General features: G+C 63.5%; 13 protein-coding genes and 1 pseudogene. 6 read left to right on the top strand and 8 right to left on the bottom strand.

Translation table 11 applies throughout. The annotated features are described in order from the left end of the window. Positions 1 to 24 precede the first annotated feature (24 nt). Positions 25 to 1146, bottom strand: a complete 1122-nt coding sequence (gene dinB, locus FJ949_RS23580) for a DNA polymerase IV (protein ID WP_224646706.1) — start codon at positions 1144 to 1146, stop codon at positions 25 to 27. 167 nt (positions 1147 to 1313) lie between these two features. On the opposite strand from dinB, the gene FJ949_RS23575 reads away from it, so the two are divergent. From FJ949_RS23575 to FJ949_RS23560, 4 genes are all read left to right on the top strand, one after another. Continuing rightward, positions 1314 to 2075, top strand: a complete 762-nt coding sequence (locus tag FJ949_RS23575) for a damage-inducible protein (RefSeq protein ID WP_140499656.1) — start codon at positions 1314 to 1316, stop codon at positions 2073 to 2075. Continuing rightward, positions 1990 to 3510 carry a DNA polymerase Y family protein gene (locus FJ949_RS23570; protein ID WP_140499654.1) on the top strand — a complete coding sequence of 507 codons (1521 nt, stop codon included), beginning with the start codon at positions 1990 to 1992 and terminating at the stop codon, positions 3508 to 3510. Before FJ949_RS23575 ends, FJ949_RS23570 begins: the two co-directional genes overlap by 86 nt. Continuing rightward, positions 3507 to 6773, top strand: a complete 3267-nt coding sequence (locus FJ949_RS23565) for an error-prone DNA polymerase (protein WP_140499652.1) — start codon at positions 3507 to 3509, stop codon at positions 6771 to 6773. Before FJ949_RS23570 ends, FJ949_RS23565 begins: the two co-directional genes overlap by 4 nt. Positions 6774 to 7066: 293 nt before the next feature. Continuing rightward, complete coding sequence (locus FJ949_RS23560; RefSeq protein ID WP_140499650.1) at positions 7067 to 8245, top strand: Shedu immune nuclease family protein; 1179 nt, start codon at positions 7067 to 7069, stop codon at positions 8243 to 8245. Between the two features lie 116 nt (positions 8246 to 8361). On the opposite strand, the pseudogene FJ949_RS23555 reads toward FJ949_RS23560, so the two are convergent. Continuing rightward, positions 8362 to 8956: pseudogene (locus tag FJ949_RS23555) on the bottom strand (SOS response-associated peptidase family protein). 495 nt (positions 8957 to 9451) lie between these two features. Here FJ949_RS23555 and FJ949_RS23550 point away from each other — a divergent pair. Beyond that, complete coding sequence (locus FJ949_RS23550; RefSeq protein ID WP_140499648.1) at positions 9452 to 10627, top strand: hypothetical protein; 1176 nt, start codon at positions 9452 to 9454, stop codon at positions 10625 to 10627. A 287-nt stretch (positions 10628 to 10914) separates the two neighbouring features. On the opposite strand, the gene FJ949_RS23545 is transcribed toward FJ949_RS23550, so the two are convergent. The 6 genes from FJ949_RS23545 to FJ949_RS23520 form a co-directional block, all read right to left on the bottom strand. Then, complete coding sequence (locus FJ949_RS23545) at positions 10915 to 11859, bottom strand: threonine/serine dehydratase (protein ID WP_140499646.1); 945 nt, start codon at positions 11857 to 11859, stop codon at positions 10915 to 10917. After that, positions 11856 to 12872 (bottom strand): succinylglutamate desuccinylase/aspartoacylase family protein, encoded by a 1017-nt coding sequence (locus FJ949_RS23540; protein WP_140499644.1) that lies wholly within the window; start codon positions 12870 to 12872, stop codon positions 11856 to 11858. The genes FJ949_RS23545 and FJ949_RS23540 overlap by 4 nt, the downstream gene beginning before the upstream one ends. A gap of 79 nt (positions 12873 to 12951) precedes the next feature. After that, positions 12952 to 13740 (bottom strand): transporter substrate-binding domain-containing protein, encoded by a 789-nt coding sequence (locus FJ949_RS23535; RefSeq protein WP_056570895.1) that lies wholly within the window; start codon positions 13738 to 13740, stop codon positions 12952 to 12954. 35 nt (positions 13741 to 13775) lie between these two features. Next, complete coding sequence (locus tag FJ949_RS23530) at positions 13776 to 14507, bottom strand: amino acid ABC transporter ATP-binding protein (RefSeq protein ID WP_140499643.1); 732 nt, start codon at positions 14505 to 14507, stop codon at positions 13776 to 13778. After that, positions 14494 to 15144 (bottom strand): amino acid ABC transporter permease, encoded by a 651-nt coding sequence (locus FJ949_RS23525; protein WP_140499641.1) that lies wholly within the window; start codon positions 15142 to 15144, stop codon positions 14494 to 14496. Before FJ949_RS23525 ends, FJ949_RS23530 begins: the two co-directional genes overlap by 14 nt. Then, positions 15141 to 15812: an amino acid ABC transporter permease gene (locus tag FJ949_RS23520; RefSeq protein ID WP_140499639.1), complete on the bottom strand. Its 672-nt coding sequence runs from the start codon at positions 15810 to 15812 to the stop codon at positions 15141 to 15143. The genes FJ949_RS23525 and FJ949_RS23520 overlap by 4 nt, the downstream gene beginning before the upstream one ends. A gap of 120 nt (positions 15813 to 15932) precedes the next feature. Between FJ949_RS23520 and FJ949_RS23515 the strand changes: the two genes are divergently transcribed. Continuing rightward, positions 15933 to 16694 carry an IclR family transcriptional regulator gene (locus tag FJ949_RS23515; protein ID WP_181165404.1) on the top strand — a complete coding sequence of 254 codons (762 nt, stop codon included), beginning with the start codon at positions 15933 to 15935 and terminating at the stop codon, positions 16692 to 16694. Positions 16695 to 16697 lie beyond the last annotated feature (3 nt).

Below are 16697 nucleotides of genomic sequence, written 5' to 3'. Positions count from 1 at the left end.
CTGACAAGTTCAGTCCGGATCGCATCAAAACAGTCCTAGCTGATCTGCGATCGGGGCGCTGTCCATGCCTTCCAACGATGACAGCGTTACACCCAGCAAGCGGATGCCTTTCACGACCGGGAACAGGTCGGCGAGCATGGTTTGTGCCACCTCAAGCATTTCATCGGCGCCCAGCACGAGCCTTGGAAGGGTACGGCTGCGTGTGACCTGCTGGAAATCGGTGAACTTCACCTTCAGCGTCACCGTCCTGCCGGAAAGATGCTTGGCTTCGCAATGGCGCCAAACCTTTTCGGCCAGCGGCGCCAGCTCGGCGCGCGCCGCATCAAGGGCAAAGATATCGACCGCAAAGGTATCCTCTGCACCGACGGATTTCCGTGGACGGTCGGCCTGAACCGACCGCTCATCGATCCCCCGGGCGATCTGATAATACCAGTTTCCTGACTTGCCGAAATGTTGCTGCAAGAAAGCTAGTGGTTTCTCGCGCAGGTCGGCGCCCGTCTCTATGTCCAACCTCTCCATCTTCGCGGCCGTCGCCGGCCCCACGCCGTGGAATTTCTTTACCGGCAGTCTAGCCACGAAGTCAGGTCCCATCGTCGGCGTGATGAGTGCCTGGCCGTTGGGCTTATTGAGATCGCTCGCAATCTTCGCCAGGAATTTGCAATAGGAGATCCCTGCCGAGGCATTGAGTCCGGTCACCTCCTTGATCCGCGCGCGGATCTGCGTTGCTATTTCGGTTGCAAAGGGGATGTGCTGCTTGTTTTGCGTTACGTCGAGATAAGCCTCATCCAGCGACAGTGGCTCAATCAGATCCGTGTGTTCGGCGAAGATCTGGTGGATCTGTGCCGAGACCGCCCGATAGACGTCGAACCGGGGTGTGACAAAGATCAACTCGGGACAGCGGCGTTTGGCAGTGACAGACGGGAGTGCCGACCGCACGCCAAAGGCGCGCGCTTCGTAGCTTGCCGCCGCCACGACGCCGCGAGCGGCTGAACCACCGACCGCCACCGGCTTGCCTCTGAGCTCCGGATTGTCGCGCTGCTCGACCGAAGCGTAAAACGCATCCATATCCACATGGATGATCTTGCGCAAAACGGCCGGGCCAGTCGGCGCCTCCAAATCCCGATCATTGTCCCCTATCGCATTCACTGCGCTCACTCCGGACACTTGTCAGACCCAACTCGATCGAGCGCAGTCTGCGATCAACTCTCGAAGTGGCGCAACGAGTCGGATTGACTCATGAGTGCCAAGAGAACAAATAAGGAACATATCAGCCCCGAAATCCATTGGGAAGACTGTTTGAGAGTGATTTGTCCATGGGTCAGCCGGCCGCAAGCCCTGCTATCGCTGCGCTTCGCGAACAAGTCGCGCGCCTCGAAGGCGGGCCGACGCGCAACCGCGGAACGCTTCCTTTCGGCGTGCCGGCAATCGACAAGGTGCCACCGGGGGGAGGGCTGGCGCTCGGGGCGCTGCATGAGGTTGCGGGTGGACGGAATGGGGCGATTGACGGGGCGGCGGCAGCGCTCTTTGCCGCCGGCATTGCAGCGCGGGCCAAGGGCAAGGTGCTCTGGTGTGTCACCCGGCAGGATCTCTTTGCTCCTGCCATCGCGCAGGCCGGTCTGCTCCCAGGCCGCGTCGTCTATGTCGAGGCCGGCGACGAAGCTTCCGTGCTCGCCTGTTTCGAGGAAGGGCTTCGCCATGGCGGTCTAGGCGCTGTCGTTGCCGAACTGGCCCGCCTCTCGATGACAGCCTCCCGCCGTCTCCAACTCGCCGCCGAGACTTCCGGCGCCGTGGGCATCGCCATCCGCCGCAGGCGGCGGCAGACCGAGGCAACCGATTTTGGACAACCAACCGCCGCGGTCACCCGCTGGCGGGTCACCGCGCTTCCCTCCCGCCCTTTGCCGGTAGCGGGCGTCGGCCGTGCTCGCTGGCAGCTTGAGCTGATCCGGGTCCGGGCTGGAGAAAGCGCCGATTTTGAAGTGGAAGCCTGCGATGCCAAGGGTCGTCTCGCTCTTTTTTCCGGCCTGGCCGACCGATCGCCTGCGGCGCGCCATGGGCCAGTCGGCGCCATCGGCTGAAAGCCCGATCGTTATGCTCGGCCGGCAGGGAAACCGGCGGCTCGTGCTCGCGGTCGATGCAGCGGCGCGGGCGGCGGGATTGCGTGTCGGCATACCGGGGAGCAAAGCCCAGGTGCTGGTGCCCAGCCTGCAGAGCTTCGACTTCGATGCAGCGGGCGATGCCGCGGCGCTCGATAGAATGGCGCTCTGGTCGCTGCGCTATGCTCCGATCGTTGCCGCCGATCCGCCCGACGGGCTCATCATCGACACAACAGGCGCCGACCATCTGCATGGCGGGGAGGAGATGATGCTCGAGGGGCTGGTGTCGCGCATGGCCGCCTCCGGCATCGAGGCACGCGCCGCCGTCGCGGACACGTGGGGCGCCGCTCATGCCTGCGCCCGCTTCCTCGCCCGGCCCACCTTTGTCGCGCCGGTGGAGGGATCCTCGGCCATCATGCTCGGTCTGCCGATCGTCGCGCTGCGTCTGCCCCATGATATTGTTCACGGTCTCCAAACGCTTGGCTTCGAACGTGTTGGCGAAGTCGATGCGGCGCCGCGCGCCTCTCTCAGTCTTCGCTTCGGGCACGAGCTCGGCCGTCGCCTGGACCAGGCCATGGGGCGGCGCAGCGAACCGTTCGAGCCCGTCCGCTCCCCCGACCTCATCGAGGTTCGCCGGGCATTCGGCGAGCCGATCGGCGCTGCCGAGACCATTGCCCGCTATGCTGGCAAGCTGGTCGCGGCGCTCTGCGAGGCGCTCGAGACCAGGGGGCTCGGCGCCCGCCGGCTCGACCTGCTGTTTCACCGCGTCGACAATCGTATCGAGGCTATTCGTGTCGGCACCGCGGTCCCGGTGCGCGACGTCAAGCGATTGACCCGGCTCCTCACCGATCGCATCGAGACCGTCGATCCTGGCTTCGGCATCGAACTGATGACGCTGACCGCGACCCTCGCCGAACCCTTTGGAGCCAAGCAGATCATCTCGTCGCTGGTGGAGGAGCCCGAGCCCGACATCACCGATCTCATCGACACGCTCACCAACCGCATCGGCGAGCAACGTCTCTATCGCTTCGCCCCGCTCGAAAGCGATGTGCCCGAACGTTCTATCCGACGCATCGCGCCGACCGCGCCCGATGACGGGACGAGTTGGCCGGGAGAATGGCCGCGCCCGCCGCGGCTGCTCACCCACCCCGAGCCCATTGAAACCATGGCGCTGCTGCCGGATCACCCGCCGGTCTGGTTCAGTTGGCGGGGCATCCGGCGCCGCGTCACGCGCGCTGACGGTCCTGAGCGCGTGTTCGGCGAATGGTGGCGGCGCGATGCCGAAGTGATCGCGGTACGCGACTATTTCCAGGTCGAGGACGAGGCCGGTGACCGCTTCTGGATTTACCGCGCCGGCGATGGCGAAGATCCCGAGACCGGCTCGCACAAATGGTTCCTGCATGGGGTCTTCGCATGACCACCCCGCGCTATGCCGAATTGCAGGTGACCAGCCACTTCTCGTTCCTTCGGGGCGCCAGCTCTTGCGACGACCTCTTCGCGCAGGCGGCGGCGCTCGGCATTGAGGCCTTGGCTGTAGTCGATCGCAATTCTCTAGCTGGCATCGTGCGGGCGCATCAGGCCGCCAAGGACACTGGCGTCAGGCTCATCGTCGGCTGTCGCCTCGATCTCGTCGACGGCATGTCGCTGCTCGTCTATCCCACCGATCGCGCCGCCTATTCCCGGCTCTGCCGACTGCTGACCCTGGGCAAGAAGCGTGGCGGCAAGGCGAAATGCCGTCTCGAGTGGAGCGACCTGACCGACTATGCCGAGGGCCTGATTGCCGTTCTTATCCCTGACCGCGCCGATGACACCTGCCCCCTGCAGCTGCGTCGACTGCGGGAGACCTTCAGCGATCGCGCCTACCTGGCCCTGACCTTGCGCCGGCGGCCCAACGACCAGGTCCGGCTGCACGAACTTTCCAACCTCGCGACCCAAATGCGCGTGCCGACGGTGGTGACGAACGACGTTCTGTTCCACGAACCCGGTCGGCGCATCCTGCAGGACGTGGTGACGGCCATTCGCCACAACATCACCATCGACGAGTTGGGGTTCCGGCGCGAGCGCCATGCCGACCGCTATCTCAAGCCGCCTGAGGAAATGGCGCGGCTGTTTTCGCGCTATCCGGAAGCCCTCGCGCGCACCGTCGAGATCATGCGGCAATGCCGCTTCTCCCTCGACGAACTCGCCTATCAGTATCCCGAGGAGAAGATGTTGCCCGGGCTGTCGGCACAGGAGGCGCTCGAACAACTCACCTGGGAAGGTGTCGAGCGGCGGTATCCCGAGGGTGTACCGGACAAGGTCGTGGCGCTCATTAAGCACGAACTGCGCCTGATCGAGATCCTGCACTACGCGCCCTATTTCTTGACGGTGAACGCGATCGTCCAGTTCGCGCGCAGCAAGGACATCCTCTGCCAAGGCAGAGGCTCGGCCGCCAACTCGGCCGTCTGCTACGTGCTGGGCATCACCAGCATCGATCCCGAGCGCAACAATCTGCTGTTCGAGCGCTTCGTCTCGCAGGAGCGCAACGAACCCCCGGACATCGATGTCGACTTCGAGCATGAACGGCGCGAGATCGTCATGCAATGGATCTACGAAACCTATGGCCGCGACCACAGCGCGCTCTGCTCGACGGTGGTGCGCTATCACACCAAGGGCGCCGTCCGCGATATCGGCAAGGCTCTCGGCCTGCCCGAGGACCTCACCAAGCTGCTTTCCTCGCAGGTCTGGGGACACGGCGAAGGCATCGACGAGACCCGCGCCCGAGAGCTCAACCTCAACACGGCCGATCGCCGGCTGCGGCTGACGCTCAAACTCGCGCAGCAGCTCGAAGGCACGCCCCGGCACCTGTCGCAGCATCCGGGTGGCTTCGTCCTGACCAATGACCGGCTCGACGATCTGGCGCCGATCGAGCCGGCGCGCATGGTCGACCGCCAGGTCATCGAGTGGGACAAAGACGACATCGATATTCTCAAATTCATGAAGGTCGACGTCCTGGCGCTCGGCATGCTCACTTGCATGAAGCGCAGCTTTGATCTCTTGGCAGAGCACAAGGGCATGAGCCTCGACCTGGCCACCATCCCGGCCGAAGACCCGGCGACCTACGCCATGATCCGCAAGGCCGACACGATCGGGGTCTTCCAGATCGAGAGCCGTGCCCAGATGTCGATGCTGCCCCGCATCAAGCCGCGCACTTTCTATGACCTCGTCGTGGAGGTCGCCATCGTACGCCCCGGTCCGATCCAGGGCGACATGGTCCACCCCTACCTGCGCCGCCGAGAGGGCAAGGAGCCGGTCGAATTCCCGACCCCCGAGCTCGAACGCGTGCTCGGCAAGACACTGGGTGTGCCGCTGTTCCAGGAGCAGGCCATGCAGGTCGCCATGGTCTGCGCCGGCTTCAGCGCCGGCGAGGCCGACCAGCTGCGCCGCGCCATGGCAACATTCAAGCACACCGGTGGCGTCAGCAAGTTCCACGACAAGCTGATCGGCGGCATGATCGCCAATGGCTATACGCCTGAATTCGCGGCGACCACCTTCAAGCAGCTCGAGGGCTTTGGCAGCTACGGCTTTCCCGAGAGCCATGCCGCCAGCTTCGCGCTCATCGCCTACGCCTCGAGCTGGATGAAATGCCACCATCCCGATGTCTTCTGCTGCGCGCTGCTCAATTCCCAGCCAATGGGGTTCTATCTGCCGGCCCAGATCGTGCGCGATGCCCAAGCCCATGGTGTCGAGATCCGGCCCGTCTGCATCAATGCGAGCCGCTGGGACTGCACACTGGAGCCGATTGGCGAGGACGGACGCTTCGCGGTCCGCCTCGGCTTGCGCCTGGTCAAAGGGCTGGCCAATGCCGACGCGGCCGCGATCGTCGCCGCCCGGGCCAATGAACGCTTCGCATCCATAGACGATCTCTGGCAACGCGCCGGCGTACCGGCGGCATCTCTTGTCCAACTCGCCGAGGCTGACGCCTTCCGCTCCGATCTGGGTCTCGCGCGCCGCGAGGCGCTATGGGCGCTCAAGGGCTTGCGTGACGAACCCCTGCCCCTCTTTGCGGCGGCCTCGGCTCGCGAACAGCAGACCGTATCGGAAATCCATGAGCCGGCTTTGACACTGCGGCCGATGACGGCCGGCCGGGAAGTGGTCGAGGATTACGGCCATGTCGGCCTGACCCTACGCAGCCACCCGCTGTCCTTCCTGCGCGGCGATCTTGCCCGCCGTCGCATCGTCACCTGCAGGGAAGCGATGCAGGCCCGCGATGGTCGCTGGCTGGAGGCGGCGGGCCTCGTCCTCGTCCGCCAGCGTCCCGGCTCGGCCAAGGGCGTAATGTTCCTGACCATGGAAGACGAGACTGGCGCCGCCAATGTGGTCGTCTGGCTGAAGGTCTTCGAGACGTTCCGTCGCGTCCTGCTCTCCTCCTCGATGCTCGCTGTCCGCGGCAAGATTCAGCGAGAGGGGGAAGTGGTCCACCTCGTCGCCCACCAATTGACCGATCTCTCGGGGGAACTCGCAAGTGTCGGCAACCGCGATGTGCCGTTTCCGCTTCCCCATGGGCGGGGCGACGAAGCCCATCATGGTGGGCCCGGAATCGATCCGCGAAGCCTGCCGAAGGGCCTGCGGCCACGAGACCTAGTGGATTCAACGCTGCAGGTTGAGCCGATCAAGGTGAAGACACGGGACTTTCGATAGCGCTCGCATGGTCCGTGCCAGCCGGAAACGAAAAAGCGCCGGCTGAGATGGGGTGGGAAGCTGACTGGCAGGATTTTGCAGTCGATCACAGTAACCGTCATCACTCCTTGTGCTAATGGCGGCTGCTTGGAAATCATAGTGCCATGCACATAAGAGACCTCTGGTCTTTATGGTGGTTGAGCTGACGGCATGTTTCTGCCGTAAAGGCCAGACCTGTGGATTATGTCGTAGACCAGGACTCTGGGGAATGATCCGAGTAGATTGGGCGCGTACATTTGCGTGTCAGGAAGCCGATGTCGGACAGCGATGAGACTTATTTCTGGGGCCGATTGCCCCAGACTACCTATTACTCGAAGCGCATTACCCAAATCGGTGAAAAGGACGTACGTCCTAAAAGGTTCCTGTATCGGGTGGTTGAGGGCAAAGGGGGGATCATCGCAGTGAGGGAAGGCAAAGAGGTCGTCCTGCGCAGGAGCAATGCCAGGCGCTACCAATTCAAGGCGACACTGCACGAGGAAAGCAGCAAGATCAGCACCTTGACTTTCCAGAAATGGACCAGCAAGGACATGCCCTACGTAGTCGATACCTTCCCGCTGTACGGGAAAGAGATCGATGAGCTGCTGACGTTCATCAAGGCCTGCGAGACCATGATTTTTGTGGACGAGGACGGCGGCAAACTGCCCGGCCGCGCCCAGATCCAGTCGTCATTCGACCGTCGCCAGATTGCCAAGATCCTGGTGGAAGACCCCAAGCTCCTAAATGCGGTGCTGGAGACCGATGTGCAGGCTCAGGAAATCTACAGCCTCCCCCGTCGCAAGAAGGAGTTGGCTTACTTCAAGCGGATGCTTGATGACGATGAATTCCGCGATAGCCAGAAGGTGGCGGCCAACGGGCGCATGGAGGACGCGTGGCAGGCCTTCTTTGAGCGGAACACATGGATATTTGGCTACGGCCTCTCATACATTCCGATGAGCAAGCTGGACGGCCAGACGCTGAAGTCCAAGGTCGCGGGATACAACATCACTGGCCGGGGCAAGGAGGTGGATGGGCTCATGAAGACCGTCGCCGCCATCAACTCGCTCTGCTTCATAGAAATCAAGACCTCCGACACCGACCTCGTCAGGAGCTATCGACCCGGCGTCTTTGCTCCGAGCTTGGAGCTAGCCGGCGCAGTCTCACAGATACAGGTTACGGTCCAACGAGCGCTGGAAGACCTAACGGAGGTGTTTCGGCCCACCCATTCCGAGACGGGCGACTTGACCGGAGAGACCCTTTTTCAGTTTCAGCCCCGCTCATTTCTAGTCATTGGCAACCTTGGGGAGCTCGATAGCCCGAACGGCGCCAACAAAGACAAGTTTCGGTCGTTCGAGTTGTTCCGCCGCTCGCTCCGCTGGCCTGAGGTAGTGACGTTCGACGAGCTATATGCCCGGGCCAAATTCATAGTAGATGACGCTGAGACCGTGACGAAGTAGCCCGCCGCTATCTGCGCGCTTACGCTGATGGCGAGGCATCACGACGATTAACCCGAGAGCGGCAACTTTTGGACTCTTACGAGCCTATTCCGGCCGCTTGGCCTGACGATGCCGCCCTAATCCGATCCTTGCCGAACGGTTTCAACCGCGAGCGAGCCCTCCGGTGGGGGGCGCAGCAGTTCGGCTTCTGTCTTCGTCAGGTAGATCCAGTGCGCCCAGTCGGTGGGATGCAGGACCACCACCTGGCGGTCATGATAAGCAACAATATCGGGGCCAGGTTCGGTGGTCAGCATGGCGAAGGCCGGGCTTGAGCCATCTGCGCCCTCCCGCCATATGCCGGCCAATCGCCATGAATGGCCCATCGTTCAGCGTGAACCGATGTTTTGCTTTCGGGTATTTCTTGCCAGTGAATTCGAAGAAGGCCGACGCAGGGATGAGGCATCGGTTGCTCTTGTCGAAATGCCGGCCGTCGGAGCGGTAGTTGAAGACTGGGCCACCCTTCGGATTGGATGGTGGGAAGCTGAAATTCATCGGTACCAGCTCAATGCCGTTGCCGGCAGCGCGCATCACCGGCGCCATATCATTGATCCGGATATCGTCGCTTTCCGGCAGATCGAGTTCGGTCTGTTGCGTCGGGATGCCAAGCTCGAGCGCCTGCATCATATGGACGTATTCGACCCAGCGGACGTGTTGTTCGTAAGCATTGCACATGAGGAGAATGATAGTGCTCGCGCGCAGCATTTTCGAGGGGTGGGGCGTCCTCCCAGGAGCCCGGGCTGTCGGCGAGCCGAAGCCCCGCTAGGCGGGTCTTCGCCCTTCGGGCTTTCATCCCTGACGCGCAAGAAGATCGTCGCTTATGGGATTTGGTCTTTTGCCGCTTGCGCGCTGCACCGGGCAAGGGAAGCAGCGCCGCGGCCTGCCATCAATGGTACTCGTCACTTTCGCCGGCTTGCCGGCCGCGCCCTTGCCCGCCTTGCTCTTCGCGGACTTCGGGTCCTGTCCCCGAAGTGTGGGCAGGACTGAAGACAGGAGGGAGGCGCGAAGCGCGTGCGGAGCAGGATGGAAAAGCAAGAACTGGAAGAACTGAAGGGCAAGGTGCCCTGTGCCGCGGTGCTCGAGCATCTGGGCTTTGCTCTCGACTTCAAGGAGAGCACTCGCAAAGGCGACCCCTAGCCGCGTGTACCGGCAATAGCCTATCTGTACGACATGACGCTTGAAGAATTCACCTCACAGCTCAATGCCACCACTTTCTGGAAGGAGTTCACCTTCTCCGAAACGAGATTCTTCCCTCGTCCGAAACAGCAGGTCGAACTGGCGGACGGAATGGTGAAGATCGGATCATTGGCTATGGTGTTCCAGCTCAAGGAACGGGCTGAGGAGACGTCGGACCCTGAGGCTGAGCGACAGTGGTTCCGGAGGAAGGTCCTCCGGAAAGCGACGGATCAGATCAAGGACACGGTGCGGTACCTGGCCGAGCACGAGGAGATCCGCCTCACGAACGCACAGGGTCACGAGATAGCGGTGAAGGGGGTCGACCTCCTAGACATCAAGAAGATCGTCGTCTTCCTTCCTGGTCGGCTGCTGCCTGCGGACTGTTGGGAGACCAAGTTCCACGTCTCGGCCACTGTTGGTTTCATTCATATCGTGGCCGCGCACGACTATCTGGGAATATTGGACAAACTGCGCGTCCCCGACGACGTGCGGCTGTACTTCGAATATCGAGAGTCGGTCCTGCCTCAACTGCGCGAGGCCGGCGTGGTCGTGGAGGAGTCCGACATCATGGTCGCGTTCCTGTCGGAGATGGATTTGCCGGAGCCTGGATCGATCGAGAAGTTGCGCGCCTTCGTGCAGGACCTTGGCGGGTTTGATCTATCATACATCCTGCGGGACCTCCAACTTCACATCATTAACCCTGAAAGGAGCACGGACTACTACCGGATCATGGAGGAGTTCGCTCGCGTCCCGCGATCCATCTGGCGCGAGTTCAAAAGGCGGCTTGTCGTCTCCCTCGAGGCTAGCAAGGCTGGAACACCTCGTCGACCTTTCAGATTCGCATTCCCGCAGACCGACTGCACTTTCATGGTCGCAAGTATGGACCCCGACTGGCCGGTGACCGGCGAGGACGGTATTAGGATGAGAACGAACGCCGTGGAGCTGTTCACGCGAGCGGCGAAGTACGATTTGAAAACTCGGATCGGCGTTGGGCTGCTGATCTCCAAAGATGGCGACCACTTCCTGCTTGACTGGTGCCTCATAGACGAGCCCTGGTCGGCCAACGCCAAGCTGGAGGATCTACTCTCGACGCCACTGTTCGGCCCTGCTCGCGAGAGGGTGGTGGACAGCTACTACTTCCGTACCGACAACGCCGGGCCGGGTACTTAAAATCTCCCGCCGGCGTTGCATTCGTGGTCCGGAGTACCCAGCCGACTTCTGCGTCAGGTGCTGATCTCCCTGGCGGTCATTCGTGGCAAAGCCGGCGCGGGTCTTGGTTTACTCTCCCGCGCCAAGCCTCTGGACCGCAGCCGAATGACCCCTTCTGGCGCGAAACTCAAGGCGGTGAAAAGCCAGACTTTTATGCCTCGATGTTCACGCTTCGTGCTTCAAAAGTCGCATAAAAGGGCAGTCTGGAACTTGGTCTGGTATTTTTCGCTGCTGACATTCGGTCAGCTCTATCCTTGAATTCCATCTGGTCCGGCGCCGCAGATGATGGCACAGACGCACTCGCCTGAGCTGAACCGCACCCGACCCTCCGCAATTGCGGCAACCGCGGCAGCACCGCTTAGATCAGCCGCAAGGCCCATCTCGAACCACAAGCTTTTGGCGGCGCACAGCATCTCGGAATCGTCGACAAGCACGATCTCATCGACGCTATCGCGCACAATGTCGAAGATGCGATCGTCGGTTTTGGCGCAGGCCATCGTCGCGACAGATGTCGTGATCTTGTCCAGGGCCACATTGTGTCCGGCTTCGAGGGCGCGCAGCAGCACCGGCGAGCCTGTGGCCTCAATTCCAATAACGCGCACATGCGGCGCCAGCGCCTTGATCGCTGTCGCCACGCCGCTGACCAGCCCACCGCCGCCCATGGCGACCAACACTGTCGTCACATCCGGCATCTGGTCGAGGATTTCGAGGCCGACCGTGCCTTGCCCGGCGACCACAGCCGGGTCGGCGAAGGGATGGAAATAGACGGCGCCGGTTTCGCGGACGAAGGCTTGCGCGGCCTCGTTGGATTCGTGCCAGGCCGAGCCGACAATGTGGGTGGCCGCTCCCCAGGCGCGCAGCTTCTCGATCTTGGCCGGCGAGGCGTTGGTCGGCAGGAAGATGGTGGCCGGCACACCGGCCATGAGGCCCGCGCGGGCGGTGGCTATGCCATGGTTGCCACCCGACGCGGTGACGATGCCATGCTCCAGCGCGGCGGGGTCGAGCGAGAGCAGCCTGTTGGTGGCGCCGCGTGCCTTGAACGATCCGGTGACCTGCAGCAGTTCCAGCTTCAGCAGCAGGTCGACGCCGCCGGCCAGCGGCGTCTTGAGGTTGCCGGCGGCAATCATCGGCGTACGCCTGACATTGCCTTCGATGCGCGCGGCGGCAGTACGGATGTCTTCCAGCGCGATCACGCCAGCTCTCCTTCATAGCGCGTAGCGACGGTGACGCAGCAATTGCCGACAACGACACGGCCGGGCTGGCGGCGGCCATAGACGATGCCGTCCGAGAGGTAGCGCACGGTCTCGGGCGCGCGGCCGGGGTCGGCCAGGTCGTGGATGCGGCCGGCGTCCTGGCCAGCATGGACCTCGGCGCCCAGCGCGTGGAACGGTTCGAACACGCCATTGGTGGTGGCCAGCACATAGCCGTCATGGCCGGGAATGCGCAGGATGTTTTCGGGCCTCGCGGCAGGCGGCCTGCCTGTCGGCGGCAGCACGCCGAGGTGGCTCAGCACATTGCGCACGCCCTTGCGGCAGATGCCGAGCGCGTCGAGCGAGACCGTGCCGGCGCCGGCCATCTCGGTGCCGACCGTGGTCAGCCCGGCCCGCACCGATGTGGCCGTGGAGGTGCGCGGCTCGCCGAGATTGTCGATGACGACGGTGAGCGGAGCATCGAAGGCGAGCACCGCCTCCGTGTTGCGCTTGCGGTGGGCGGCGTCGGGCGCCGGCTCGATGATGGCGCTGGGCAGGATGTTGAGCGAGGAACCGCCGGAGTGAAGATCCATATAGGCATGCCCAAGCGGCATGACGACGTCGCTGACATAGGCCGAGATCTGCTGGGTGATGGTGCCGGTTGGATCGCCTGGGAACGTGCGGTTGAGGTTCAGCCCGTCGACGGGCGAGGTGCGGCGGCCGGCCAGCACGGCCGGCAGGTTGATCGCCGGCAGGAAGATGATGCGGCCGCTGACCATGCCCGGGTCGAGATCGCGGATGAGTTCGCCGAGCGTGATCGGCCCCTCATACTCGTCGCCATGGTTACCGGCCTGCAGGATGACGGTCGGCCCGCTGCCGTTCCGGATCACCGCGAGCGGAATGCGGGTCGCGCCCCAGGCGTCGTCATGCGGCGAATGCGGAATGTCGACGAAGCCGATCTGCTTGCCGGAACGGTCGAAATCGATGGTGGTGCGGGCGGTGGACATGCGGGCCATGTTTCTCTTTGAAACTCTAGGGGATGGAGGTGGCGAGGGAGAGGCGGCGAGGGCGGAAAGGCCCCCGCCGCCGAAGAAGTCAGATCGGCGGCAGGGTCGGCAGCGTGGTGCCGATCCACTTCTGCGACAGCGCCGAGAGCGAGCCGTCGAGCATGCCGAGATGGATGTAGGTGTCGAGCCAGCGAAGCAGCTCCGGGCTGCCCTGCTGGATGCCGATGTAGCAGGGCGAGAATTGCAGGATGAATTTGGGTTTCAGCTGCACCTTGGCGTCCTTGTCCATCAAATCCTTGGCCACGACATCGGCGGTGGCCAGCAGTTGCGCCTGGCCGGAGGTGAAGGCGGCTGCGGCGGTGGCGTCGTCGTCGAAGCGCACGATCTTGGCGTTGGGCGCGGCCTTGGTCAGTTCGAGATCCTGCGTCGTGCCGCGCGCCACCGCGATGGTCTCGTCCTTGAGCTCGGCCGGGCTCTTCACCGTGATGCTGTCGGGGCCGAAGACGCCGATCGAAAGCGCCGCATAGGGCGAGGTGAAGGCGATCTGCAGCGCGCGTTCCGGCGTCGCGCCCATGGCGGCGATGACGATGTCGAGGCGGTCGGTGACCAGATAGGGCACGCGGTTGGCGCCGGTGATCTGCTGCAGTTCGAGCTTGACGCCCAGCGCCTCGGCGATCTTCCTGGCCATGTCGACATCGAGGCCGACCGGCTCGTTCTTGGCGTCGACCGAACCGAAGGGCGGCACGTCGATCGGCACGCCGATGCGCACCGTGCCAGCGGACAGGATTTTCTGCAGGTCGGCCGCTCGCGCCGGCATTGCCGAGACGGCGCCGGCCAGGAGCACGGCTGTGACGATCCTGGTGAGATGCTTGAACATGGAACTTCCCCTTTTTCTGGTTGGACTTTCTTTTCCTAGTGAAGGACGGCGCTCAGGAAGCTCCTGAGTTCGGCCGTACGAGGCTCGAGCAAGGTCTCACGCGCTGGCCCATCCTCGTGGATGCGGCCCTCGTGCATGAAGATCACGCGGTCGGCGACGTTCTTGGCAAAGTTCATCTCATGGGTGACGAGCATCATGGTCATGCCTTCGCTGGCGACGCTTTCGAGCACGCGCAGCACTTCGCCGACCAGTTCGGGGTCGAGCGCCGAGGTGATCTCGTCGAACAGCATCAGGGTCGGCTGCATGGCCAGCGAGCGCGCGATGGCGACGCGCTGCTGCTGGCCGCCGGACAATTCGTCGGGATAGGCAAGCAGCTTGTCGGCGAGGCCGACCTTGGCGACCACGGCGCGGGCGACTTCGCGGGCGGCCGGCGTGTCGAGCTTGCGCACCAGCTTCAGCGCCAGCGTGACGTTGCGCTCGACATTAAGATGCGGGAACAGATTGTAGCTCTGGAATACCATGCCGGCGCGCTGGCGCAGAAGGTTGAGGTCGGCCCTGGGCGCGGTGACGTCGATGCCGTCGACGACGATGCGGCCGGCCTGCACCTTCTCCAGCCCGTTGATGCAGCGAAGCATGGTCGACTTGCCCGAGCCGGAGCGGCCGATGACGGCGACGATCTCGCCTTTTTCCACGTTGAGCGAGATGCCCTTCAGCACCTCGATGGCGCCGAAGCGCTTGCGGATATCGGCGATTTCAACGAGCGACATGAAGTCTCCTTTCCAGCATGCGGGCGAGCTGGGAGAGGGAAAAGCAGATGACGAAATAGATGGCGGCGGCGGTGAGGTAGACCGGCAGCGGGGCAAAGGTCGCGCCGCTGATGATCTGGCTGGCGCGGGTCAGTTCGACGAAGCCGATCAGCGCGGTGAGCGAGGTGTTCTTCACCAACTGGACGAGGAAGCCGACGGTCGGCGCGACGGAGATGCGGATCGCCTGCGGCAGCACGACATGGCCGAGGCGCTGCGCGTAGGTGAGGCCGAGCGCGGCACCCGCCTCCCATTGCCGCTGCGACACCGATTGCAGGCTGCCGCGCCAGATCTCGCCGAAGAAGGCCGAAGCGTAGATCGACAGGGAAAGTGCCGCCGCCGTCCAGGCGTCGACCGAGAGGCCGATCAGCGGCAGGCCGAAGAAGAAGACGAAGAGCTGGCCGAGTAGCGGCGTGCCCTGGATCAGGTTGATCCAGGCGATGGCCAGCCAGTTGAGCGGCTTGAATGGGATGACGCGCAGGACGGCGACGACGATGCCGAGCAGCCCGCCGCCCACCGTGGCGGTGAGCGCCAGCAGCATCGTCCAGCGCGCGGCCTCGATCAGGTAGACGATATCGGTGCCGCCAAATTCGCGGATCATCGGCGCGGCCTCCTGACGAAGACCATCCAGTAGACGCCGGCGAAGAAGGCCCGGAAGCCCAGGGTCAGCACGAGATAGGAAATGGTGATCAGCGTGTAGGTCTCGAAGGAGCGGTAGGTGCGCGAGTCGATGAAGGCGGCCTGGTGGAACAGCTCGGTGGCGCCGATGGAGGAGACGACGCTGGTGGTCAGCATGATCAGCACGAACTGGCTGGCCAGCGCCGGGTAGATGGTCTTGACCGCCTGGAACAGCACGACATGGCGGAAGGTCTGGCCGGCGGTGAGGCCGAGCGAGCGGCCAGCCTCGACCTGGCTCTGGCGCACCGACTGGAAACCGGCGCGCAGGATCTCCGCGCCATAGGCGCCCATGTTGATCGACAGCGCGATCAGCGCAGCGGTGTTGGCGCCAAGCTTGATGCCGATCGAAGGCAGGCCGAAGAAGACGATGAACAGCTGCACCAGCAGCGGCGTGTTGCGCAGCGCCTCGACATAGACGCGAGCGCAGGCGCGCAGCGGCATCAGCGGGCTGATCGAGGCCATGGCGACGATCAAGCCGATGGCAAGGCCGCAGAGCATGGTGACGACCGAGAACTGCAAGGTCAGCAGCACGCCTTGCACAATCTCGGGGATATAGCGCAGCAGGACATCAAATTTGAAATTATAGCTCATGGAAGTAGAGCGTCCCCCTATGCAACTCCAGGCAGATCGCTATTTTCCGCTCGGATTTGCTGGACACCACGCTATTCGCTTCATATGTGACGTCAAGCGTCATCTATGAAGCGGATGCAAATGACGGACGACAAGCTGAATTACAGCGCGCCGGCCCTGGAAAAGGGGTTGGATATCCTCGAATTGCTGGCCAATGCCGGCCAGCGCATGGGCACGCGCCAGATCGCCGAGGAACTGGGGCGATCGAAGAACGAGATCTTCCGCATGGTCCATGTGCTGCTTGCGCGCGGCTACCTCCAGCGCGATGAGGGCGGCGAGGGGCTGATGCTGTCGAACAAGCTGTTCGGGCTTGGCATGCAGACGGCGCGCGCCCGCGACCTGGTCAGCACGGCGGCCCCCATCGTCGAGCGCTTCGCCGAGGAGGTGCACCAGGCGGCGCATCTGGTCGTCGCGCATCGCGGTGAAACCGTCATCATCGCGGCGGCATCGGGCGGGGCGGACATGAACTTCTCGCTCAAGCTCGGCTATCGCCGGCCGCTGGCGGATGCCCATTCCGGCCTGGTGCTGATGGCGTTCCAGCCCAAGCCCGTGCGTGACCGGATGATCGCCGAATGCCTGATGCTGATGCGTGAGCCGCCGGACCCGACGACGCTCGCCGCCGAACTCGACGCGGTGCGCGAGCGCGGCGCCATCATCCACGAGAGCCGCGACATCATCGGCGTGACCGACGTCGTCTGTCCGATCATCGCCGGCGACGGGCGCGCCGTGGCCTGCGTGACGGTGGCGGCGGTCAGCCGACGCAGCGCCGCGCCCAATTTCGAGGCCATGCTGGCGCGGCTGAAGCTCGCTTGTGCCGAGATCGCGCATGAGCTTGGAGGGTAGGGA

This window comes from Mesorhizobium sp. B2-4-1 (assembly GCF_006442185.1).
Taxonomy (GTDB): Bacteria; Pseudomonadota; Alphaproteobacteria; order Rhizobiales; family Rhizobiaceae; genus Mesorhizobium.
This window is presented reverse-complemented; position numbering and strand designations above follow the sequence as displayed.